Raw genomic sequence first — 21,718 nt, 5'->3', positions numbered from 1 at the left:
AATGAATATGAATACACAGACTCGCCCAAATGGTAGGCAGCATAATGAGCTTCGTCAAATTAAAATCACCCGTTCTTACACTCCTTATGCTGAAGGATCAGTGTTAATACAAATGGGTAATACTCATGTTCTTTGTAATGCCAGTGTGCTAGATAAAGTGCCTCCTTTTTTAAAGGGAAAAGAGCAGGGGTGGGTTACTGCTGAATATGGTATGTTGCCAAGGGCTACGCATTCTCGCGCTGACCGCGAAGCGGCTAAGGGAAAGCAAACAGGACGCACACAAGAAATTCAGCGTTTAATAGGACGTAGTCTTCGTGCCGTAGTAGATATGACAAAATTAGGTGAACGTACTATTCATTTGGATTGTGATGTTATTCAAGCGGATGGGGGAACTCGTTGTGCCAGTATTACGGGGGCATGGATTGCGATGGCTGATGCAATTGAGCATTTGTTGGCAAAAGGTGATATCACTGAGAATCCTTTGAAAGATAAGGTGGCGGCTATTTCTGTAGGCATGGTAAATGGTCAGCCTGTGCTGGATTTGGATTATTCTGAAGACTCAGGCTGTGATGCTGATATGAATATTGTAATGACTGGGGCTGGGAGTTTTGTGGAAGTTCAAGGAACGGCAGAGGGAGAAACATTTTCCCGTAAAGAATTAAATGAGTTGTTAGATTTGGCTGAACAGGGTATTACTACCTTGGTTACTATTCAAGAACAAACATTAAAAAGTAATACTAAATAGTTTAAGGTTAAAGTGGCATGTCTAAAATTGTCTTGGCATCAAATAACAAAGGAAAATTAGCAGAATTTCAACAACTATTTGCTCCTCTAGGGATTGAGTTAATTAATCAGGGAGCGTTAGGTGTAGGTGAATGTGAAGAGCCATATTTTACCTTTTTAGAAAATGCGTTAGTTAAGGCTCGCTTTGCGAGTAAACATACGGGGTTACCTGCGATTGCAGATGATTCCGGTTTGGTTGTACCTAGTTTGAATGGTGCTCCCGGTGTTTTATCTGCTCGTTATGCATTAAGTTTAGGGGCGATAGAAAAATCCGATGCTTTAAATAATGCTTATCTATTGAAAGCCTTAGAAAACGTAAGTGATCGCTCCGCTTTTTATGTCGCTTGTTTGGTATATGTTCGCAATGAACAGGATCCATGTCCAATCGTTGCTCAAGCTTTTTGGCATGGTTGTATTGCTTTACAAGCAAAAGGTGACAATGGATTTGGTTACGATCCTTATTTTTACCTACCAGAGTTAGGTAAGACTGCTGCAGAGCTAACACCAAGTGAGAAAAATAGTATTAGTCACCGTGGGCAAGCATTGAGAAAATTATTAGCTGAGTTAAAAAATGCGTGATAAGCCAAGTAGTTCAGGATCATCGAATCAAAGAGTGACGATACCGATTGAGGTAGCTAGAGATAAATCGAAGAATAGCACTAATCATTCATCACTAACGTCTCTAATGACAACGTTAAACAAAGGAGTTAGTTTTACTCAACCATTGCCGCCTTTGTCTATTTATATTCATGTTCCTTGGTGTGTTAAAAAGTGTCCTTATTGTGATTTTAATTCACACGCTATTTCAGGTGAGATACCAGAAAAAGAATATTTACAAGCACTTGAACAAGATTTGATCTCTGTATTACCAAGTGTCTGGGGACGTCAAATTCATTCTATTTTTATTGGTGGTGGAACGCCAAGCTTGTTATCTGCTAAAGCGCTTGATGATTTATTAACCGTATTAAGAAATTTGTTCAATTTAGCGCCCTATACAGAAATTACGATGGAAGCTAATCCAGGAACAGTCGAGGTAGAACGGTTTAAAGCTTTTGCAGCATCAGGCGTGACTAGATTATCGTTAGGTGTTCAGAGTTTTAATGATGAGATGCTTAAACGATTAGGGCGTATACATGATAGTTATCAGGCGAAAAAGGCGATTGAGATTGCACAGCAATCATTTCAGCGTATTAATTTAGATTTAATGTATGCCTTACCATTTCAAACATTGGAAGATTGCCATCAAGATGTACAAACAGCGCTATCGTTTGGAACAGAACACTTATCTTTATATAACCTTACCCTAGAGCCTAATACAGTATTTGCCAAATATCCTCCTGAAGGTATTCCCGATGATGATTTAGCAGGGGATATGCAAGATATGCTGATTGATTTAACGCAACAACATGGTTTCGAGCAATATGAGGTTTCTGCTTATGCCAAAAAGAATGCCTACTGTCAACATAATCTAAATTACTGGGAATTTGGGGATTATATTGGTGTAGGGCCTGGGGCACATGGCAAAATTTCATCGCATAATCAAATTCTACGAACAGCACGTGTTAAGAATCCAGATAGTTGGATGCAAAAAGTAAAAACAAGTGAACAGCTTGCCGAGAGTCGATTATTAACAGTGGAAGATATTCCTTTTGAGTTTATGCTTAATGTACTGCGATTAAAGCAAGGGGTTCCAACCCATTATTTTTCTGATCGCTGTGGTGTTCCGTTGAGTCTGATGACAGCAAAAATAAACGAAGCGGTCTCTAAGGGGTTGCTGGATAGTGATCCCACAAGATTAAAAGCCAGTGCACTAGGCTGGCGTTATTTGAATGATTTACAAGAGATGTTCTTGATGGATTGAATTAAGATAATCATTATTAACTAGTTAGTTGTAATGCTCTTAGTATGTTTTTTTGTCTTAATTTAGCCCTCTTTGTAATCTTAAAAGGTGCACTACAATAAAAAGTAGTGCCTATAAAAAATAATTCGTTCCAAAATGAACCATAATGCACCAAAATAATACATTATTAAATTGATAACGCACCAAAATAATGCAATAATGAAAAAATAAACAGTGCGCTGACGGTAAAAAAGTTGGCACGGAAATTGCTTTAGCTAAAGTGATAAGTTTGAACGTTAGTGAAATCGTTCAACAAAGTTTAGATTTTAGGAGAAATCAACATGGCAATAACTGCTCAAGACGTTTTAAATAAAATGAGTGAAAACGAAGTTAAATTTGTAGACTTTCGTTTTACAGATACTCTCGGTAAAGAACATCATATGACTGTACCTGCTCATCAAGTGGATGAAGATAAGTTTGAGTCAGGTCAACCTTTTGACGGTTCATCTCTTGCTGGTTGGAAAGGAATCGAGGCATCTGATATGTTATTGATTCCAGATGCTTCAACAGCACGTATGGATCCTTTCCGTGAAGAGCCTACGCTAATTTTAACGTGTGATGTAGTTGAGCCTTCTGATTTAAAAGGTTATGATCGTGACCCTCGTTCTTTGGCTCGTCGTGCAGAAGCTTATTTAAAATCATCAGGTATTGGTGATACCGCTTTCTTTGGTCCTGAGCCTGAGTTCTTTGTTTTTGATGGTATTTCTTGGGGCGATGATATGTATAATCGCTTCGTTAAAATTCATTCTGATGAAGCAGCTTCAGCAAGTGCGCTTGATTATGACGGTAAAAACCATGGTCACCGTCCTCGCGTGAAAGGAGGTTATGTTCCTGTGTCACCAGTAGACTCTTTTGGTGATATGCGTTCAGAAATGTGCTTAGTACTTGAGCAACAAGGTGTACCTGTGGAAATTCATCACCATGAAGTAGCAAATGCAGGCCAATTAGAGATTGGTACTCGATTTAGTACGCTAGTTCAACGTGCTGACTGGAACCAAATCTTGAAATACACTATTCATAATGTTGCTCATATGTATGGCAAAACAGCTACATTTATGCCAAAACCAATCGTAGGTGATAACGGTTCTGGTATGCACGTGCATCAATCTATTTGGAAAGATGGTCAAAACCTATTTGCAGGTAATGGTTATGCTGGTTTATCAGAAACTGCGCTTTACTACATTGGTGGTATTATCAAACACGCTCGTGCCTTGAATGCTATTACTAACCCAGGTACTAACTCATATAAACGTTTAGTTCCTCATTTTGAAGCACCAGTAAAATTGGCTTATTCTGCACGTAACCGTTCTGCTTCTATTCGTATTCCGTATACAAGTAATCCAAAAGGTCGCCGTATTGAAGCTCGTTTCCCAGATCCATTAGCTAACCCATATTTAGCCTTCTCTGCTTTATTAATGGCTGGTCTTGATGGTATTCAAAATAAAATCCATCCTGGTGATCCAGCGGACAAGAACTTATATGATTTACCACCAGAAGAAGACAAAAAAGTACCTACAGTAGCCTCTTCATTAGAACAAGCGCTAGAAGCCCTAGATGCTGATCGTGAGTTCTTAACTCGTGGTGGTGTATTTAGTAATGATATGTTAGATGCTTATTTAGAACTTAAAATGCAAGAAGTGAATCGTCTACGTATGACAACTCATCCAGCTGAGTTTGATTTGTATTATTCACTATAAGTTTTAAAGTCGGTAGTCATTAAAGTGTTTTACAGGAGGTTCAACAATGTCTAGTACAACGTTAACTCCTGTAGCACAACAATGGCAAACATTTGATTTACTCCTGACCTGCATTATTGTTGCCAATGAGGCAGGTCAAATTGAGTGGGTAAATTCAGCCACTCAAAATCTTTTTGAACGTTCTCGGCGCTCTTTTATCGGTGCTACAGTAGCTTCTTTATTTGAGGATAAAGAGAGTTTTCAAAAAGCTTTTGACACCATTGTTAAGCGTCGTTCTGTCTCCGTTGCTTTTTCTGGAGGGATTGCTAAATTTGAATCCACAGAAACAGTGAATGCTGTTATGCATTTAAGTCATGACAATATCATTCTTGAGCTACATCCTATTGAACAGCAAGCCTTGTCAGAGCGTAGTATTCGCTTGGCTAGAGAACTTGAAATCTATCAGGAAACGTTTAGAAATCTTGCCCATGAAGTTAAAAAACCATTGGGTGGTATTAGAGGGGCTGCCCAACTGTTAGAGTTGGAGCTAGAAAATACTGATCATCAGGAATATACCAAAGTGATTATTGCTGAGGTAGATAGGTTACAGCAACTTGTGGATAGATTAATTAAACCAGCACAGTCTGGCTTGCAATTATCAGTGTTTAATATACACGAAATTTGTGAACGGGTATTTACCTTACTTAATGCTGAATATCAGGGAAAAATTACTTTTGTACGCGACTATGATGCTTCGATTCCAGATATAAAAGCAGACAAAGCGAAATTAGTTCAAGTGTATTTGAATATATGTGGTAATGCCGCTCAAGCGATTTTAGGAGCAAAGGAAGCGATTGAACAACCAAAGATTATTTTGCGTACTCGAATATTACATCGATATTTGTTACTAGATAAGATTTATCGCATGGTATTGTGTTTATCCGTGATAGATAATGGTCCTGGGGTACCTGCGAATATAGTAGATAGGGTTTTCCATCCTTTGGTGACAGGTAGAGCAAATGGGACTGGTCTGGGCTTAAGCTTAGCACAAGAATTAGTACGCCAGCATGGTGGATTAATTGAGTTCGATACAGTACCTGGTAGGACGGAGTTTAGAGTGTTGTTACCTATGGAGGATTCACATGAGTAAGATATGGATTATCGATGATGATCAAGGAATCCGTTGGGTATTAGATAAAGCATTACAAAGAGTTCATTTACAAGCTACCACGTTTGATACTGTTGATAGCTTACTTACAGCCCTAAAGACTAGTCAACCTCATGTGCTAGTAACTGATATCCGTATGCCTGATATGTCAGGGCTAGAACTATTGAAAAAAATCAAGCATGATTATCCGGATATTGTTGTCATTGTGATGACAGCATTTACTGACTTAGATAGTACGGTTGAGGCCTTCCAAGGTGGTGCATTTGATTATTTACCAAAGCCATTTGATATTAATGATGCCGTTAGTTTGATTCAAAGAGCTTGTGAGCATAGCCAAATGCTCAACTTGAATAAAAAATCTATGGCAGAGAGTGCAGATATTCCAGCGCCGTCTTCAGCTGATGTGGGAAAAATGATGACCCAATCGCATTCTAAGTCTATGCAAGAGATTTTCAGGGCCATAGGACGGCTTGCTCCTTCCAAAGTGACTGTGTTGATTACGGGTGAATCTGGTTCAGGTAAAGAATTAATTGCACGGGCTGTGCATGAGCATGGTAATCGTAAAAACAAACCGTTTGTAGCAATTAATGCCGCCGCTATTCCAAAGGATTTACTCGAAGCAGAATTGTTTGGGCATGAAAAAGGAGCGTTTACAGGGGCGAATCAACTACGTAAAGGTCGATTTGAGGAAGCCGACGGTGGCACATTATTTCTGGATGAAATTGGTGATATGCCACTGGATTTACAAACACGTTTACTACGCGTTCTCGCAGAAGGTTCTTTTTATCGAATTGGTGGCACTCAGCCAGTACATGTAGATGTGCGTATTATTGCGGCTACTCATCAACCATTAGAGGATCGTGTCGAGCAAGGGGTTTTTAGGGAGGACTTATTTCATCGGTTGAATGTTATTCGTCTACGTATCCCACCACTACGCGAGAGAAAGGATGATATTCCTCAATTGGCAAGGCATTTTCTTCGCTTATCGGCAGCAAGCTTAGGTGTACCTGTTAAGCAACTAAGTAATGAGGTCTTAGAGGCTTTATGTCAATTTGATTTTCCCGGCAATGTGCGTCAATTAGAAAATTTCTGCCATTGGCTGACAGTGATGTCTCCAGCAAGTCTAATAACTATGGATGATTTACCTCCAGAGTTGTTAGCAAGTCTTAGTGCCAAAGTAGAGATGGGATCTACCACTAAGGGTAGTCAATTAACGCATCAGACGCAGCCATTATCATATGAGCAAGGATCACACTCAGTAAGCCCTTATAACAATGTCGGCAAAGCAGATATTACAATTGCAGAGCAAGGGGGAATACAACATTTTCCTAGTGATTGGGAAGAGTTATTACGATTAGAGGTACAAAAAAGGCTGAATTCAGATGAACAATCTATCATGGATAATTTAAATAAAATCTTTGAAAAAGCCGTGATTGAGACTGCCTTACACTATTATCGAGGTCGAAAAATTGATACGGCCAATCGCTTAGGTATCGGCCGTAATACAGTTACGCGGAAATTAAAAGAGTTGGATCTAGAAGCGTAGCTTATTGAAAAAAATGTGGTAAGGATGTCACCAACATAGAAATTCCCGAAAAAGTCAGTAGCGTTAAAATAATTTGTTTGAAACGTTGCTGACTAATGCCATGGTACATTTTTGTCCCAAAATAAGAAGTGAATACAACGATAGGGGAAACAATATAAATGTATGGCAGCATATTGCGGGTAATTAAGCTATTACTAATATAGCTAATTAACACAACAATGAGCATGGCAAAGTTGAAGTTTTGAATGATGGAACGTTGAGTGTCTCTATCAAAACCTCGGATAGTACACCAAAGTGTTGGCAATGTGCCAGTGAAACCACCAAGTCCTCCCATGACACCTCCGCCCATACCAGCTAGTGCGTCAAAGAATCGATGTGTATTGGTTAGCTTAGGCAGACGATTGGCAAATAACATAAAAGGACACCATAGAATCAAGAAAACCCCAAGGATTGTTTTAAATTTATAGATATCCAACATAGGTAATAGATAGACGCCAATAGGGATGCCTACTAAACCACCAATAATAAAGGGTAGGATGAGTTTTAAATCAAACCCTCTTCGAACAGTAAATGCGGCGACTATTTGCCCGGTGAGTCCTCCTACAACCGTTAAGGCAGCAGCTAGTTGAGGTTCTAATACCCAAGCCCAAAAAGACATCGCCACTAGACCAAATCCAAAACCAGATAAACCTTGAGAGAACCCTGCTACAAGTGCACCAAAAGCAATAATAAAAAAAATACTGTCCATAAAAAAACAATTTTACTAGTCAATAAAATCGACTAATTAATATAAATAAAGAATAAAGGGGGTTAATCTTATCAGGATTTTACTAGTCTATAAATACAGGCTTACCATAATAAACACAATTATTTTATAAAAAGATAGCTTATTTTATTTTAGTGACATAGTGAGTATGCATAATTTTGCTAGAATAGTGAAGTCAATAATTTTTTTTAAAGGACGATGATATGACAGCCAAAACGATTGTACATACTGATAAAGCGCCAGCGGCAATTGGACCATACTCACAAGCGGTGGTTGCTGAAGGTGGAAAAAACCTTTATCTTTCTGGTCAGCTTGGTTTAGACCCAGCGACAGGAGCGTTAGTTTCCGATAATGTAGAAGAGCAAGTGCGTCAAGCGTTTAGTAACTTAACTGAGGTTATCAACGCGGCAGGTGGATCTTTAGAAAATATTGTTAAGTTAACGTTATTTGTGACTGATTTAGGGAATTTTGGCATTGTGAATTCAGTTATGTCAGAGTTGATTCCAGAGCCATTTCCAGCACGCTCAACTGTTGAAGTGAGTGGATTGCCTAAAGGTGGGTTGTTTGAAGTTGAGGCAATTGTTGTTATTTAGTTTAAATAGTAATTCTTTTAAACCAATAGAATTATTCCTGTAGTCCAGTGTAAATTTTGATTATATGGCAGTCAAACGAACAGCATCAGAAGAGAAAATGCAGGCACTTGGTTTGGTGTCAGATAGTGATTTTGTCTTTCATTTGCCACTACGTTATGAAGATGAAACCCAAATTCATCACATTGCCGATATTTATCCGGGACAAGTAGCTCAACTAGAAGGCGTTGTTGAAAATGTAGCGGTATCATATGGTCATCGTAAACAATTAACGGCAACGTTTAAAGATGCGACTGGGAAAATAAGTTTACGCTGGATTCATTTTTATGGCAGCCAAAAAGCACAATTAGAAAAAGCTGGCTTAATAAGAATCAGGGGAGAGGTACGAGGTAGTAGTATGTGGGGGTATGAAATTATTCACCCCAAAATATCTAAAGCGGGTCAAAGCCTACCGCAAACACTTACACCGGTTTATCCAAGTACTGAAGGTTTAACTCAACCAGTGCTACGAAAGGCGATTTTGGCAGCTTTATCACGTGTAGATTTTAAGGATACGGTTCCAGAGGAAATTAAGGAAAAATTTCACCTTCCTTCACTTAAAGAATCGATTTTTATACTGCATAATCCTAGCCAACATGAAAATACATATGCCTTATTGGATAAAACACATCCAGCGTGGCAGCGGATTAAATTTGATGAATTATTAGCACAACAAATAGCTTTGTATTTGGCTAGACAAGCCAGGACTCAGTTAAATGCACCTAAATTAACGTTTGATGATACGTTGTTATTTGATAAGGTACTTAAAACATTTGGATTACCTCTAACGGCCGCACAGCAACGTGTCATTCAGGAAATAAAACAAGATTTACTTAAGCCATACCCCATGCATCGCTTATTACAAGGTGATGTAGGGAGTGGTAAAACCATTGTTGCCGCTTTAACAGCAGCATTAGTTTTACAAAATCATCAACAAGTAGCGATTATGGCACCAACGGAGATTTTGGCAGAACAGCATTTTTATAAAATGAAAAAATGGTTTGAGCATACGTCAATTGAGGTGGTATGGCTATCGGGTAGTTTAAAAGTAAAAGAAAAACGTGAGGCATTAGAAAAAATACAGTCTGGTGAGGCTCAACTGATTATTGGGACTCAAGCATTAATTCAGAAGGGTGTGGAATTTGCAAACTTAGCCTTAATGATTATTGATGAACAGCATCGTTTTGGCGTGGGGCAGCGTTTAAGTCTCAGTAAGAAAGGGGAAGATAGTCAATTAGATATCGTGCCTCATCAGTTAAATATGAGTGCTACACCCATTCCACGAACCTTAGCCATGAGTTATTTGGCGGATGTTGATGTTTCTATTATTGATGAATTACCACCGGGGCGGCAGACAATTTTAACTAAGTTAATGTTAAATGAACGACGTGATGAGTTGTTGAATCATTTGAGGGTAGAGTGCCAGAGTGGTAAGCAAGTGTATTGGGTATGTCCATTGGTTGAGGAAAGTGAAACATTGCAATTACAAACCGCTGTTGATACCTATCAATATATTCAAGAATATTTGCCTGATTTAAAAATTGGTTTATTGCATGGACGTATGGCTGCTAAAGAAAAAGCGCAGGTGATGCAAGCGTTTGCTAATCGTGAATTGGCCATCTTGGTAGCAACTACAGTGATTGAGGTGGGTGTAGACGTGCCTAATGCTAGTATTATGGTTATTGAGCATGCGGAGCGTTTTGGTTTAGCACAGCTACATCAATTAAGAGGTAGGGTAGGTCGTGGTGATATTGCCTCTGTTTGTATTTTGTTATATCAAAATCCTTTATCTAATACAGCCAAATATCGTTTAAAAGCACTTCATGAAACAAATGATGGTTTTGAAATTGCCCGTCGAGATTTGGAACAGCGTGGTCCCGGAGAGTTTTTAGGCTTGCGACAATCAGGTGAACAGTTATTGCGTTTTGCTGATGTACATAGTGATGCTAACTTAGTTGAAAAAGCCAGAGAAGGCGCTATGCTGTTTCTTCAACACTATCCAGAACTAGCCCACCAACATGTAGAACGTTGGTTAAAAGGCAGAACGGATTATTTACGATCTTAATTATAAACAAAAACTATTAATCAATAATATTTAATTGTAAAAAATAGTGTTTTTTATAGATTTTTTAATTTTTTACGTTAGAATTGATAGGTAATTTTTATTAATAGGGGTAGGTGGAGGTAGCATATGACATTAATTGAGTTGAAATATGTGATTGCTGTAGCACGTGAGAAACATTTTGGTCGAGCTGCTGAAGCCTGTTTTGTTAGCCAGCCCACATTATCTGTAGCAATCAAAAAATTAGAAGATGAGTTAGGGGTTGCTATCTTTGAGCGAGGTGGTAGTGAAGTGTCAGTGACTGGTATTGGTCAGCGTATTGTCACTCAAGCTCAAAAAATTCTTGAAGCCAGTAGTTATTTAAAAGAGATTGCAAGACAAGGTCATGATCCTTTAGAAGGCCCCTTAAAAGTAGGGGTGATTTATACTATTGGTCCGTATCTGTTACCAAAGTTAGTACGTCGTCAATTAGAACTGACACCACAGATGCCATTGATTCTACAAGAAAATTTCACAGTTAGGCTGTTGGAGTTATTACGGTTAGGAGAAATTGATTGCGCTATTATGGCGTTACCATTGCCAGACTCTGGGCTTGAAATAGAACCTTTATATAAAGAGGAATTTATTGCGGCCGTTCCTGTGAATCATCGATGGGCAAATGCTTTAAGTATTACGACTGAAGAACTTAAACAAGAAACAATGTTGCTACTTGGAAGTGGACATTGTTTCAGAGATCAGGTTTTAGAGGTGTGTCCAGAGATGTCACGTTATTCTTCAACGGAAGAAGGAATTCAACGCTCCTTTGAAGGATCCTCACTAGAAACGATTCGCCATATGGTAGCGGCAGGGCTGGGAATCACTTTATTGCCTAAAAGTGCAGTGCCTGAAATAAGTACAGAGGAGAATAGTTTGGTACGTTATATACCGTTAGCTGACCCTGTGCCTAGTAGGGATGTTGTTTTGGCATGGAGACGTAGCTTTACACGTCAACCCGCTATTGATGCACTGGTAAAGGCTATTAAAGAGTCTGGCTTATTTGGTGTAACAATGGTTGACTAAATACCAATGCATCATCTCAATTTGGGCATTCTTAGTTTCTTAAGCAAGAGCGGAATAACTCTGTTAGTGCAGGGTCAATCGGTGTCTCTTGTTGAAGTGTAATTTTGCCATTAATATCATCTGTAGAGCCAAAAATATCGTAAACAGCTCTAGGTTTATCTGCCTCTGGACCAGGAATCATTCCATCATAATAATTTTGCATGATATATGTTAGGCTCGCAGCAGGATATTTTGCTTTTAATTTTTCTTGTAGACAAGAGGCAATAAATTTAACAGGAATATTTGCTTGCTCTTTATCCATTGTAGTGACTAGATGCGGATAGCGAGGCGTACTATCAAAAAGATCTGTTGTTGAGCAAGCACTTATAAGGGAAGTACTACATAGTGCAAGTAAAGTATAGCGTATTTTCATCATTGTGACCTTTAACTTTAAAAAAAAAGAGTTAGTGGCTTATGTTATCTTTAATTGTACTCAATTAGTTAGTATTGACTACCCAAATAGTATCACCAATAGAGACTTTGTGTTTTTCAAACCAACCTTGATTGACTTCTAAAGCAAACTTAGCTGGTTCAGCTGAGCAGATAGACGTTTGGTCTTGGGGTTCCATATTTCTAATATCAATGATTTTACTTTCGGCATTTATATAAGCAATGGATAAAGGGATAAAAGTATTTTTCATCCAAAAACAACGCGTTTGTTCATCTTCAAAAACAAAAAGCATACCGGCTTCTGTAGGAAGAGAGGCTCTAAACATGAGACCACGTGCTCTGGTTTGATTATTATCTACAACTTCAGTGCTGATTCTATGAGAATTAATTTCTAGCGTGATTTGGTAAGTTAGCTTATGTTGTTTAATAACGTCATCTAGGGAATGTAGTGTAAGATTTGCTGCAAAAGCGACAGGAGTTAAACTAATAAGGGCAAGTTTGCTAAGAGAAACATAACGTAGCAAGTTAAGAAAGGATTTGAACACAATACCCACCAGAAATAAGTTAAGATATTGTCATTGTAGCGGTTAAAAAGAGCGTTAGGAAGTTGTTATGTCAAAACTTAACGCTCTTTTAAATTCCTATAAATAGCCTATAGGAGCCAACATTACTTAGCTTCGGTAATATTAAGAGCTAGTTTACCCTTAGGGCCATCTGCTAGTTCAAAACTGACGCGTTGCCCTTCTTTTAGGGTTTTGAAACCAGACATTTGAATGGCAGAAAAGTGTGCAAAAAGGTCTTCTGAGCTACCATCCGGAGTAATGAAACCAAACCCTTTGGCATCATTAAACCATTTAACAGTGCCTAATTGTTTGTTTGTTGTTTCTGTTGTTACATTTTCAGACATAACGTCTCCTCACTTCAATTTTAGTTACAGTGTTGTTATGTCACAGAATATAAAGCTGATTTTGCATGGCGTCAATCCATGAAACTACTAATACTCTGTAAGTAAACGATAGAAATCGTTAAAATGGTAACCTTGATGATGATTGTATTTTAATTTTTTAACCTTATATTATGAGTACTGGTGTTGCAACTGAGCAGTCTATACAAGTCAAACCACCTACACCGTATGTGGTGGTTTTGCTAAATGATGACTTTACGCCCATGGATTTTGTAGTAAATATACTAAAAATTTTCTTTCATAAGTCTGAAGATGAGGCGACCCAGATTATGCTGGAAGTGCATTTTAAAGGTAAAGGTATTTGTGGTACTTATACCAAAGATATTGCTGCCACTAAGGTGGCACAGGTTAATTCTTATTCACGAGAGCATCAATATCCATTGTTATGTGTGATGGAACAAGCTTAGTGAGTGAGTTCTTCGTTTTGGAGATAGTATGATTTCTCAGGATTTAGAGGTTTCTTTGCAAAAAGCCTCTGTGATGGCTAGATTGGCGCATCATGAATTTTTGACAGTAGAGCATTTATTGTTAGCATTATTAGATAATCCTTCAGCTAAAGCTGTGCTAGAGGGGTGTGGAGCTGATTTGCCTACGCTATATCGAAAATTAGATGCCTTTATTGATGAGAATACGCCTAAATTATCTGAGGAAGCTATCGCCAAGGATTTTGATGTGCAGCCTACGTTAGGTTTTCAACGCATTATTCAACGTGCGGTATTAAGTCTAGGAGATAAGGTACAACGAGGAGAGGGGGTGACCGGGGCACATATTATTGCGTCTATGTTTTCAGAAAAAGATACTCATGCTGTCTTCTTTTTAGAAGAGCAAGGGATTACGCGCTTAAAAGTGACCCAATTTATTGCCCATGGACCAAGTGAATCTGAGCCAGTGAGTGCACAAGGCGATAACAAGCAACAAGCTGATGATAAGGACAAAAAATCAGCACTTGAACTTTATACGATTAATTACAATGAATTAGCTGCAAACGGCAAGATTGATCCCTTGATAGGTCGTGATGCAGAGCTTGAACGTGTTATTCAAGTGTTATGTCGTCGTCGCAAAAATAATCCCCTATTAGTGGGTGAGGCTGGCGTCGGTAAGACAGCGATTGCCGAAGGACTTGCATTGAGAATTATCGAAAGTGCTGTGCCAGAGATTCTTAGTGATGCTGTGGTTTATGGCTTAGATGTTGGGGTATTATTAGCAGGTACTAAATATCGAGGTGATTTTGAGCAACGGTTAAAAAATTTACTCAAAGAAATTGAACAAAAGCCTAATGCCATTTTATTTGTTGATGAAATTCATACCATTATTGGGGCTGGTTCAACTTCGGGCAGTTCCATGGATGCCTCAAACTTATTGAAGCCTGCATTATCGTCTGGTCGTTTACGTTGTATGGGGGCAACTACCTTTAAAGAATACCGTGGTATTTTTGAGAAAGATCATGCCTTATCAAGACGTTTCCAAAAGATTGATATTGAAGAACCCTCTATCAATGACACAATTGCTATTTTAAAAGGTCTAAAGTCTCGTTTTGAAGAACATCATCAAGTGAAATATGCGAATGCGGCACTTGAAGCGGCGGCTGAGTTATCTGCTCGTTATTTGAATGACAGACATTTGCCTGACAAGGCTATTGATGTTATTGATGAGGCAGGTGCAGCACAACGCTTATTACCTAAATCGAAACAAAAGAAAATTATTGGTAAGGCTGAGATTGATGCCATTATTAGTAAGATGGCTAAAATTCCTGCACAAACGGTATCCTCAGATGATATTAATAAATTATCAACGCTAGAGCGTGATCTCAAAACCTTGGTTTTTGGTCAAAATCAAGCTATTGAAGCACTGACAGCAGTGATTAAAATGTCACGTTCTGGTTTAGGTAAATTGGATAAACCAATTGGTTCATTCTTATTTTCCGGTCCTACTGGTGTGGGTAAAACAGAAGTAGCAAAACAGTTAGCGCAGATTTTGGGTGTAGAGCTTATCCGTTTTGATATGTCAGAATATATGGAGCGTCATGCTGTATCTCGTTTAATTGGCGCGCCTCCCGGTTATGTAGGCTTTGACCAAGGTGGCTTATTAACAGAGCAAATTACCAAAAACCCACATGCTGTTTTATTGTTGGATGAAATTGAAAAAGCTCATCCTGATATTTTCAATATTTTATTGCAGGTAATGGATAATGGCTCTTTAACTGATAATAATGGTCGTAAAGCGGATTTCCGAAATGTCGTGATTATTATGACGACCAATGCTGGTGCACAATTACTTAATAGTAAATCCATTGGATTTAATAATAGTCGTCAAGCAGGGGACGAAATGGTGGAAATTAAACGTCTATTTACCCCTGAATTCCGCAATCGTTTAGATGCGATTATTCCATTTGCACCATTAACCCAAGACATTATTCTGCGTGTTGTGGATAAATTCTTATTAGAGCTAGAAAATCAATTAGCTGTTAAGAAAGTTGAAGCGACTTTCTCGGATAAATTAAGAGAATATCTAGCAGAGAAAGGCTTTGATCCAGTGATGGGGGCAAGACCTATGCAACGTTTAATCCAAGACATGATTCGTAAAGCCTTAGCGGAAGAATTATTATTTGGTAAATTGGTTGATGGCGGCTCAGTGCAAGTAGATATTAATGATGACCACTCTTTAAAACTAGATTTTCAGCCTCATGCACCTGCCGTAAATTCAACAGGTAATGAAGCCTTATTATCTGAGAAAGAATAATAAAGCGTTATTTATGTTAATCAGTTCTTAGAAGAAATACCCTATCAAAAAAGATAGGGTATTTTTATGGTATTTTTGTGTTGATAGTATGTAATTAGTGTGTTTATTATATGGTATTTAATGGAATGAGATTATCGTTATCCGTAGCTATGTACTCACACTGACGGGTGTTATGAATTGAGAAAATTGTAGTAAACATATACAATGACTAAAGTATTTAATCATTTAATTTTAATCCCTAAGTTCCTAAGGAATAGTTATGAAAAAGCATTTATTAAGTTCTTGTGTTATTGGTGCATTTGTTTGCCCAACACTAGCACTGGCAGATATTAATGTCGGTATTGATTTATCGACGACTGGCCCAGCTGCCGCGATTGGTATTCAATCTCAAAATGCAATTTCGTTATGGCCTAAGACTTTAGGTGGCGAAAAATTAAATTATATTGTGCTTGATGATGCTTCTGATGTTAGTCGTGCAGTAAAAAATGTACGTAAATTGACGCTAGAGGATAAAGTTGATTTGGTCGTGGGTCCAAATTTGACAGCAGCAGCATTAGCATTTTTAGATGTGTTAAAAGAAACCGAAACACCAATGATTGCACTAGCAGCCTCTGCTGCGATTGTAGTTCCTGTTGATGACCCTGGTCGTAAATGGGCGTTCAAAATGCCACAAAACGATACCTTAATGGCAAAAGTACTTGTTGAGGATATGCTTAAGAAAGGCTATAAAAATATAGCTTTTATTGGTTATGCAGACTCATATGGTGAAAATTGGTGGAATGAATTTAATAAAGTCGCTGATAGTAAAATCAATGTGATTGCACGTGAATCTTATCAAAGAACAGACACGACAGTAGTTGGTCAGGTAATGAAATTAATCGCTGCCAAACCAGATGCTATTCTAATCGCTGGTGCAGGAACTCCAGCTGTATTACCTGCACGTACACTAAAAGAGCGTGGTTACAAAGGTCCAATCTATCAAACTCATGGAATTGGTACATTAGAGTTTTTACAAGTAGGGGGTAAGTCAGTTGAAGGGACATTATTCCCAACAGGTCCGGGCGTAGTAGCTCATACATTGCCAGATGATAATCCTGTTAAAAAAGTGGCCTTAGACTTTACTCAAAAATATGAAGCTAAGTTTGGTGCAAATACAGCGACTCAATTTGCTGGTGATGCTTATGGTGCTTGGATGATTGCTGACCAAGCAGCATCACGAGTTATACAAAAAGGTATCAAACCAGGAACAGTCGAGTTCCGTCGTGCTTTACGTGATGAAATTGAACAAACCAAAGAGCTTACCGCACCGAATGGTGTATTCAATATTACAGCGAAAGACCATCAAGGATTTGATGATAGAGCAACGGTGTTAGGTGAAATTAAAGACGGCAAGTTCCAATATGCGAAGAAATAGTAGTTTGAAAATATAAAATGAGGGGGTTACCACGAAGTGATAACTCCCTTTTTTATGTGTGAATAATGAACGTTTTCGGCGTGCAGGCTTTCATACTTGATTATTAGTGATGAACAGAATGAATAGTAAATTGAAAGCCTGCACGTCAAAATCAAAAAAAGAGAGTTGATTATTTTAAAGGGGGTTACCACGAAGTGATAACTCCCTTTTTTTATAATGGGGCATTAGATCTCTACTTTAGCACGCATTTCAACGACGTTATTGCTAGGCAATTTTAAGAACTCTGCAGCTGCACCAGCGTTTCTATGCATATGAGCAAATAATTTTTCACGCCATAATGCCATACCTTCCACATGCTCAGAAGCAATCACTGTTTCATTTGATAAGTAATAACTAAGTTCAGACGGCTTTAACTCAAAATTAAAGGATTGAATATTTTGTAGTGCTTCTGGAATATCAATATCATTTTTAAATCCAAAATTTAGTACTACTTTCCAGCAATTATGTCCTAAATAGGTGACATTAGCCCGTTTATGTTGACCAATCCAAGGAATTTCATGCATTTGAACAGTAACAAAAAGATTAGTTCTATGTAGGCATTTATTATGTTTTAGATTTTGTTTTAAGGCAATGGGGACGATATCTTCTTCAGCCACCAGAAAGACCGCTACTCCATCGATTAGTTGAATATTGTTAAAAAGCGTATGATAGTCGGTATGACAATCCAGTTTTTCTTGTAAGGCAAGATGCTGAGATTGTAATTCTAAAAAGTTTTCGTGCATAGCACTTTCAGGAGGCGTCCCTAACAGTTGAATTTTAGTTTCTGTATCGTTTAGTACTTTTTGTAAGCGTTTAGCGGTAAAACTATTAAAAAGTTGATCAAGGAATTGTTTTAAATCAACCTTGGTCGTTACATGAGCACGATGAACTAATTGTTGTCCATCACGCCATGTTACCATCATAATAAACATACTTGTCCCCAATAGGATAGGGAACCACCCGCCATGGAATAGTTTGAGTAAATTTGATGACCAGAACAATAAATCCACTATAAAAAACAGTCCTGTCACACCAAAGCAAATATAAATAGAATAATTCCATACATATCTAACGACAAAATAGGTTAGTGTGGTAGTAATTAGCATATCGGTACATACGGCAATACCATAAGCTGCTGCCAAGGCATTCGAAGTCTTAAACATAATGACAGCAAAACAAATGGTCAAAAATAATCCCCAGTTAATCATAGGAATATAAATTTGTCCTGTTTCTTTTATATTGGTATAAAAGACGCGCATTCTAGGAAGTAGCCCCAGCTGTATCACTTGCTTGGTAATACTGAATGAGCCAGAGATTAAAGCTTGTGATGCAATGACTGTAGCGAGTGTTGCCATTACAATCATAGGGATACGTAAGCTATGCGGAATCATTAAGAAAAATGGATTGATACTTGCTTCGGGATGATTGAGTAAGAAGGCTCCCTGTCCAAAATAATTAAGAATCAAAGCAGGCATTACAATGGTAAACCATGCTAAACGAATGGGTTGTTTACCAAAATGCCCCATATCCGCATATAGAGCTTCAGCACCAGTTACACAAAGGACAATAGCACCAAGTAAAATAAAGGACAATGAAGGATTATGGTGAATAAAAGAAATCGCATAAATAGGATTTAGGGCATACAGAATTTCAACGTGCGACAGTATGTGATAAATACCAAGTGCGGCAATTAAAATAAACCAAACCAACATAATAGGACCAAAAAACTTCCCAATACCTTTGGTGCCGAATTTTTGTACAAAGAATAAGCTAAATAAAATTGTTAAGGTCAGAGGAATAACTACTTCGTGTAGTTCGGGAGAGAAAACGGTTAATCCTTCAACGGCAGAAAGAACTGAAATGGCAGGAGTAATAACGCCATCCCCATAAAATAAACAAGTACCAAAAATACCAACAAGCAGAATGATGGAATGTAAGTTGGGGCGATTTTTAACACCATTTAGTGCTAAGGCCAACATGGCAATCAAGCCACCTTCGCCATTGTTATCTGCCCTTAAAACTAGGACAATATATTTTAAGCTGACAATAAAGGTGATTGTCCATGTAAATAAAGAAAGAATACCGTAAATATTTTGAGTATTAAAAGCGACGTGACCCGTAATAAAGACTTCTTTTACCGCATATAAAACACTGGTACCGATGTCACCATATACAACACCAATGGCGCCTAATGTTAAGCCAAATGATGAGCTAATTGTTGCTGATTTCTTCATAAAAAGAATGCAGAGTGGAAAACGGTGCTTATTATAAAGAAACTTGTTTTAAATGAATACGAATTTTTTGTTGAAAGAAAATCAACAACGGAATTTTTTGTTGAGGTTAAAAGAAATTTGGGGGATTTAACGTCGTTTAATCCCCCAAAGCTGTTAATTAACAGAAGATTTTTTTTTGTAACTTATTGAATTTTAATATTAGAAACTTCAATAATTGTTTTATATTTTGCATATTCTTTCTCTGCAAAGGCCTTAAAGTCTGCTGCAGAACTTGGAGTTAGATCAGAGCCCATAGTGTTTAATTGTTTTTTCACAGATTCATCGATCATCGCTTTAGCATATGCTTTATTTAGGGTTTCAATAACATCTTTAGGTGTACCAGCAGGGGCTACTACACCAAACCAAGTACCTATATCAAAACCATCCACACCTAACTCTTGCATTGTTGCTACTTCGGGTAAAAAATTAGAACGTTTAGCTGTGGTGACGGCAAGTGCTTTCACTTTTCCGTCAGCAATTAGGCTTTGAGCCGATGCTAGATTGTCAAACATTATCTGTGTTTGATTGGCTAATAGTGATAGTTTAGCGGGGTTTGCGCCTTGAAATGGGGCGTGTACAATCTCTAGATGCAATTTGTTTTTTAATAATTCACCAGCAATATGACCAGCACTACCAGCCCCACCAGAAGCATAGGTTAGCTTGCCAGGATTTGCTTTAATATAGTCAAATAGGTCTTTAGCTGAATTGATTTTTTCTTTATCTGCAAATTCTTTATTAATAATCAATACATTAGGAACATCAGATAGAAGAATAACAGGTGCAAAATCTTTGCTTGCATCAAATGGAATGTTGCTATATAACCAAGGATTAATAGCCATAGTAGCAACAGCGCCCATGGCAAGGGTATAGCCATCCGCTTTTTGTTTTAACATATAAGACATACCCACATTACCACCTGCACCGGCTTTATTTTCAACAATAACCGGTTGGCCTAAATCAGCTTGTACTTTTTCTCCTAGTAAACGAGCAACGGTATCCAAAGGACCACCTGCTGCATAAGGAACAACAAAATGAATGTTATCATGAGGATAATTGTTTTGTGCCAAACTATTTGTTGTTGTGACACAGCTTAGGCATAACGCTAGTAGGCTGACTATTTTTTTCATTGCTTTCATCCTTATTTAGTTAAACTAACCACGACCAGTACTACCGAAACCACCTTCACCACGAGTACTTGCATCAAAGTCTTCAACAAGATTGAATTCAACTTGTTGCACTGGAACAATCACTAATTGTGCCATACGCTCTAAAGGCTCTAATGTAAATGGTGTTTGACCACGATTCCAAATAGAAACCATTAATTGACCTTGATAATCTGAGTCAATCAGACCGACTAAATTACCTAGCACAATACCATGCTTGTGACCAAGACCAGAACGAGGCAAAATGATAGCGGCATAACCAGGGTCAGCAAGATGAATCGCCAAACCGGTTGGTACTAAGACAGTTTGACCTGGCTCAATCACAATGGCATCTTCTAAGCAAGCACGTAAATCTAGACCAGCGGAGCCAGTAGTAGCATAAGCAGGTAATTGCTCTTTGATACGTTCATCAAGAATTTTTAAATCAACTTTCATGCGAATCCTTTTGCTTAATAGCCGTGTTATGACGGTGTCGTTTGTTTTTCTTTTCAGGTGTCTTGTGTGGCCAAAATAAATAAATCACTAAACCAATACCTGAAATGACTGAGAAAATAGTAAATATTTCACTAAAACTAGAGTGTGATTTTTCAGCAATAGCCTGTGTACCTTTAGCTGAAAAAAATCCAGGAGCTAGCATCACAGGTAACCAGACAAGTGCTGATAAAAAATTAGCCAACTGAAATCTAAAAGGTTCTAGATTCATAATCCCTGCGACAGTGGGCATCGTTGATCGTACTGGCCCCATGAAACGTCCGAAGAAAACTGATAAAGTTCCATATTTTTTAAAGAATAAGCGAGAGTGAATAAAAAAACCTCTATGCTTTAAGAACACAGGTTTTCGGGTAATTTCCCATCCTAAGGAGCGACCTATATAATAGGAAACGGTATCGCCAATAATGGAACCAATAAATCCCCAAATTAGTATTGGCCAGGGATCTAAAGTACCTACCCCAATTAAGGCACCAGTAAAAATCAAGATGGCTGTTGCTGGAATCATTAAGCCGATAATAATTAAAGACTCACCAAAGCATAATAAACCAGTAATTGGACCCGCCCATTCTTGATTATTGGCAATGAATTGATTTAGTAAATCGATGTATTCTTGCAT

At 38.1% G+C, this 21,718-nt stretch carries 19 protein-coding genes and 2 pseudogenes; 12 read left to right on the top strand and 9 right to left on the bottom strand.

Going from position 1 to position 21,718, the window contains the following annotated elements; genetic code table 11:
* Position 1: 1 nt before the first annotated feature.
* From rph to ntrC, 6 genes are all read left to right on the top strand, one after another.
* Positions 2–745 carry a ribonuclease PH gene (gene rph, locus BQ4443_RS04325; RefSeq protein ID WP_071058176.1) on the top strand — a complete coding sequence of 248 codons (744 nt, stop codon included), beginning with the start codon at positions 2–4 and terminating at the stop codon, positions 743–745.
* 17 nt (positions 746–762) lie between these two features.
* On the top strand, positions 763–1,362 hold the full coding sequence (gene rdgB, locus BQ4443_RS04320) for an RdgB/HAM1 family non-canonical purine NTP pyrophosphatase (protein ID WP_071058175.1): 600 nt from the start codon (positions 763–765) through the stop codon (positions 1,360–1,362).
* 106 nt (positions 1,363–1,468) lie between these two features.
* Complete coding sequence (gene hemW, locus BQ4443_RS04315; RefSeq protein ID WP_083331852.1) at positions 1,469–2,644, top strand: radical SAM family heme chaperone HemW; 1,176 nt, start codon at positions 1,469–1,471, stop codon at positions 2,642–2,644.
* 320 nt (positions 2,645–2,964) lie between these two features.
* Positions 2,965–4,380, top strand: a complete 1,416-nt coding sequence (gene glnA / locus BQ4443_RS04310; protein WP_023950174.1) for a type I glutamate--ammonia ligase — start codon at positions 2,965–2,967, stop codon at positions 4,378–4,380.
* A 46-nt stretch (positions 4,381–4,426) separates the two neighbouring features.
* Entirely contained in the window at positions 4,427–5,509 is a 1,083-nt protein-coding gene (gene glnL / locus BQ4443_RS04305) for a nitrogen regulation protein NR(II) (protein WP_071058174.1), read from the top strand.
* Positions 5,502–7,073, top strand: coding sequence for a nitrogen regulation protein NR(I) (gene ntrC / locus BQ4443_RS04300; RefSeq protein ID WP_071058173.1), 1,572 nt, complete (start codon positions 5,502–5,504; stop codon positions 7,071–7,073). Before glnL ends, ntrC begins: the two co-directional genes overlap by 8 nt.
* 1 nt (position 7,074) lies before the next feature.
* Here ntrC and BQ4443_RS04295 read toward each other — a convergent pair whose 3' ends face one another.
* Positions 7,075–7,821 (bottom strand): sulfite exporter TauE/SafE family protein, encoded by a 747-nt coding sequence (locus BQ4443_RS04295; RefSeq protein WP_023950171.1) that lies wholly within the window; start codon positions 7,819–7,821, stop codon positions 7,075–7,077.
* A gap of 221 nt (positions 7,822–8,042) precedes the next feature.
* Between BQ4443_RS04295 and BQ4443_RS04290 the strand changes: the two genes are divergently transcribed.
* The 3 genes from BQ4443_RS04290 to BQ4443_RS04280 all read left to right on the top strand — a co-directional run bounded on the left by BQ4443_RS04290 (position 8,043) and on the right by BQ4443_RS04280 (position 11,589).
* On the top strand, positions 8,043–8,432 hold the full coding sequence (locus BQ4443_RS04290) for a Rid family detoxifying hydrolase (protein ID WP_071058172.1): 390 nt from the start codon (positions 8,043–8,045) through the stop codon (positions 8,430–8,432).
* 64 nt (positions 8,433–8,496) lie between these two features.
* The gene (recG, locus tag BQ4443_RS04285; RefSeq protein ID WP_071058171.1) at positions 8,497–10,533 is read left to right on the top strand and encodes an ATP-dependent DNA helicase RecG; all 2,037 of its coding nucleotides are present in this window, start codon (positions 8,497–8,499) and stop codon (positions 10,531–10,533) included.
* 126 nt (positions 10,534–10,659) lie between these two features.
* Positions 10,660–11,589, top strand: coding sequence for a LysR substrate-binding domain-containing protein (locus BQ4443_RS04280; RefSeq protein WP_023950168.1), 930 nt, complete (start codon positions 10,660–10,662; stop codon positions 11,587–11,589).
* A 31-nt stretch (positions 11,590–11,620) separates the two neighbouring features.
* On the opposite strand, the gene BQ4443_RS04275 is transcribed toward BQ4443_RS04280, so the two are convergent.
* The 3 genes from BQ4443_RS04275 to BQ4443_RS04265 all read right to left on the bottom strand — a co-directional run bounded on the left by BQ4443_RS04275 (position 11,621) and on the right by BQ4443_RS04265 (position 12,925).
* Entirely contained in the window at positions 11,621–12,004 is a 384-nt protein-coding gene (locus BQ4443_RS04275) for a hypothetical protein (RefSeq protein ID WP_143000553.1), read from the bottom strand.
* 61 nt (positions 12,005–12,065) lie between these two features.
* Positions 12,066–12,563 (bottom strand): DUF192 domain-containing protein, encoded by a 498-nt coding sequence (locus BQ4443_RS04270; protein WP_083331851.1) that lies wholly within the window; start codon positions 12,561–12,563, stop codon positions 12,066–12,068.
* 122 nt (positions 12,564–12,685) lie between these two features.
* Entirely contained in the window at positions 12,686–12,925 is a 240-nt protein-coding gene (locus tag BQ4443_RS04265) for a cold-shock protein (RefSeq protein ID WP_023950165.1), read from the bottom strand.
* Between the two features lie 170 nt (positions 12,926–13,095).
* On the opposite strand from BQ4443_RS04265, the gene clpS reads away from it, so the two are divergent.
* The 3 genes from clpS (at position 13,096) to BQ4443_RS04250 (ending at position 17,135) form a co-directional block, all read left to right on the top strand.
* Positions 13,096–13,389: an ATP-dependent Clp protease adapter ClpS gene (gene clpS, locus BQ4443_RS04260; RefSeq protein ID WP_023950164.1), complete on the top strand. Its 294-nt coding sequence runs from the start codon at positions 13,096–13,098 to the stop codon at positions 13,387–13,389.
* Between the two features lie 28 nt (positions 13,390–13,417).
* Positions 13,418–15,721, top strand: coding sequence for an ATP-dependent Clp protease ATP-binding subunit ClpA (clpA, locus tag BQ4443_RS04255; RefSeq protein WP_071058170.1), 2,304 nt, complete (start codon positions 13,418–13,420; stop codon positions 15,719–15,721).
* Between the two features lie 259 nt (positions 15,722–15,980).
* On the top strand, positions 15,981–17,135 hold the full coding sequence (locus BQ4443_RS04250; protein ID WP_023950163.1) for an ABC transporter substrate-binding protein: 1,155 nt from the start codon (positions 15,981–15,983) through the stop codon (positions 17,133–17,135).
* A gap of 224 nt (positions 17,136–17,359) precedes the next feature.
* Here the strand turns inward: BQ4443_RS04250 and BQ4443_RS12750 are convergent.
* The 5 genes and pseudogenes from BQ4443_RS12750 to BQ4443_RS04230 all read right to left on the bottom strand — a co-directional run.
* Positions 17,360–17,821: pseudogene (locus BQ4443_RS12750) on the bottom strand (potassium transporter Kup); the annotation flags it as partial.
* Between the two features lie 105 nt (positions 17,822–17,926).
* Positions 17,927–19,408, bottom strand: a pseudogene (locus BQ4443_RS04245) (potassium transporter Kup); the annotation flags it as partial.
* Positions 19,409–19,590: 182 nt separating this feature from the next.
* Positions 19,591–20,574: a Bug family tripartite tricarboxylate transporter substrate binding protein gene (locus BQ4443_RS04240; RefSeq protein ID WP_023950161.1), complete on the bottom strand. Its 984-nt coding sequence runs from the start codon at positions 20,572–20,574 to the stop codon at positions 19,591–19,593.
* A gap of 24 nt (positions 20,575–20,598) precedes the next feature.
* On the bottom strand, positions 20,599–21,045 hold the full coding sequence (gene dut / locus BQ4443_RS04235; protein ID WP_023950160.1) for a dUTP diphosphatase: 447 nt from the start codon (positions 21,043–21,045) through the stop codon (positions 20,599–20,601).
* Positions 21,035–21,718 (bottom strand): DedA family protein, encoded by a 684-nt coding sequence (locus tag BQ4443_RS04230; RefSeq protein WP_071058168.1) that lies wholly within the window; start codon positions 21,716–21,718, stop codon positions 21,035–21,037. The genes dut and BQ4443_RS04230 overlap by 11 nt, the downstream gene beginning before the upstream one ends.

This window comes from Pelistega sp. MC2 (assembly GCF_900099475.1).
GTDB lineage: Bacteria > Pseudomonadota > Gammaproteobacteria > Burkholderiales > Burkholderiaceae_B > Taylorella > Taylorella indica.
This window is presented reverse-complemented; position numbering and strand designations above follow the sequence as displayed.

Coding starts and splice junctions, on each gene's coding strand:
- BQ4443_RS04265 (WP_023950165.1), bottom strand. CDS start 12,925: ATGTCTGAAAATGTAACAACAGAAACAACAAACAAACAATTAGGCACT.
- BQ4443_RS04230 (WP_071058168.1), bottom strand. CDS start 21,718: ATGCAAGAATACATCGATTTACTAAATCAATTCATTGCCAATAATCAA.
- BQ4443_RS04290 (WP_071058172.1), top strand. CDS start 8,043: ATGACAGCCAAAACGATTGTACATACTGATAAAGCGCCAGCGGCAATT.
- clpA (WP_071058170.1), top strand. CDS start 13,418: ATGATTTCTCAGGATTTAGAGGTTTCTTTGCAAAAAGCCTCTGTGATG.
- ntrC (WP_071058173.1), top strand. CDS start 5,502: ATGAGTAAGATATGGATTATCGATGATGATCAAGGAATCCGTTGGGTA.
- BQ4443_RS04250 (WP_023950163.1), top strand. CDS start 15,981: ATGAAAAAGCATTTATTAAGTTCTTGTGTTATTGGTGCATTTGTTTGC.
- BQ4443_RS04280 (WP_023950168.1), top strand. CDS start 10,660: ATGACATTAATTGAGTTGAAATATGTGATTGCTGTAGCACGTGAGAAA.
- BQ4443_RS04295 (WP_023950171.1), bottom strand. CDS start 7,821: ATGGACAGTATTTTTTTTATTATTGCTTTTGGTGCACTTGTAGCAGGG.
- glnA (WP_023950174.1), top strand. CDS start 2,965: ATGGCAATAACTGCTCAAGACGTTTTAAATAAAATGAGTGAAAACGAA.
- clpS (WP_023950164.1), top strand. CDS start 13,096: ATGAGTACTGGTGTTGCAACTGAGCAGTCTATACAAGTCAAACCACCT.
- BQ4443_RS04240 (WP_023950161.1), bottom strand. CDS start 20,574: ATGAAAAAAATAGTCAGCCTACTAGCGTTATGCCTAAGCTGTGTCACA.
- hemW (WP_083331852.1), top strand. CDS start 1,469: ATGACAACGTTAAACAAAGGAGTTAGTTTTACTCAACCATTGCCGCCT.
- BQ4443_RS04275 (WP_143000553.1), bottom strand. CDS start 12,004: ATGATGAAAATACGCTATACTTTACTTGCACTATGTAGTACTTCCCTT.
- recG (WP_071058171.1), top strand. CDS start 8,497: ATGGCAGTCAAACGAACAGCATCAGAAGAGAAAATGCAGGCACTTGGT.
- dut (WP_023950160.1), bottom strand. CDS start 21,045: ATGAAAGTTGATTTAAAAATTCTTGATGAACGTATCAAAGAGCAATTA.
- rph (WP_071058176.1), top strand. CDS start 2: ATGAATATGAATACACAGACTCGCCCAAATGGTAGGCAGCATAATGAG.
- glnL (WP_071058174.1), top strand. CDS start 4,427: ATGTCTAGTACAACGTTAACTCCTGTAGCACAACAATGGCAAACATTT.
- rdgB (WP_071058175.1), top strand. CDS start 763: ATGTCTAAAATTGTCTTGGCATCAAATAACAAAGGAAAATTAGCAGAA.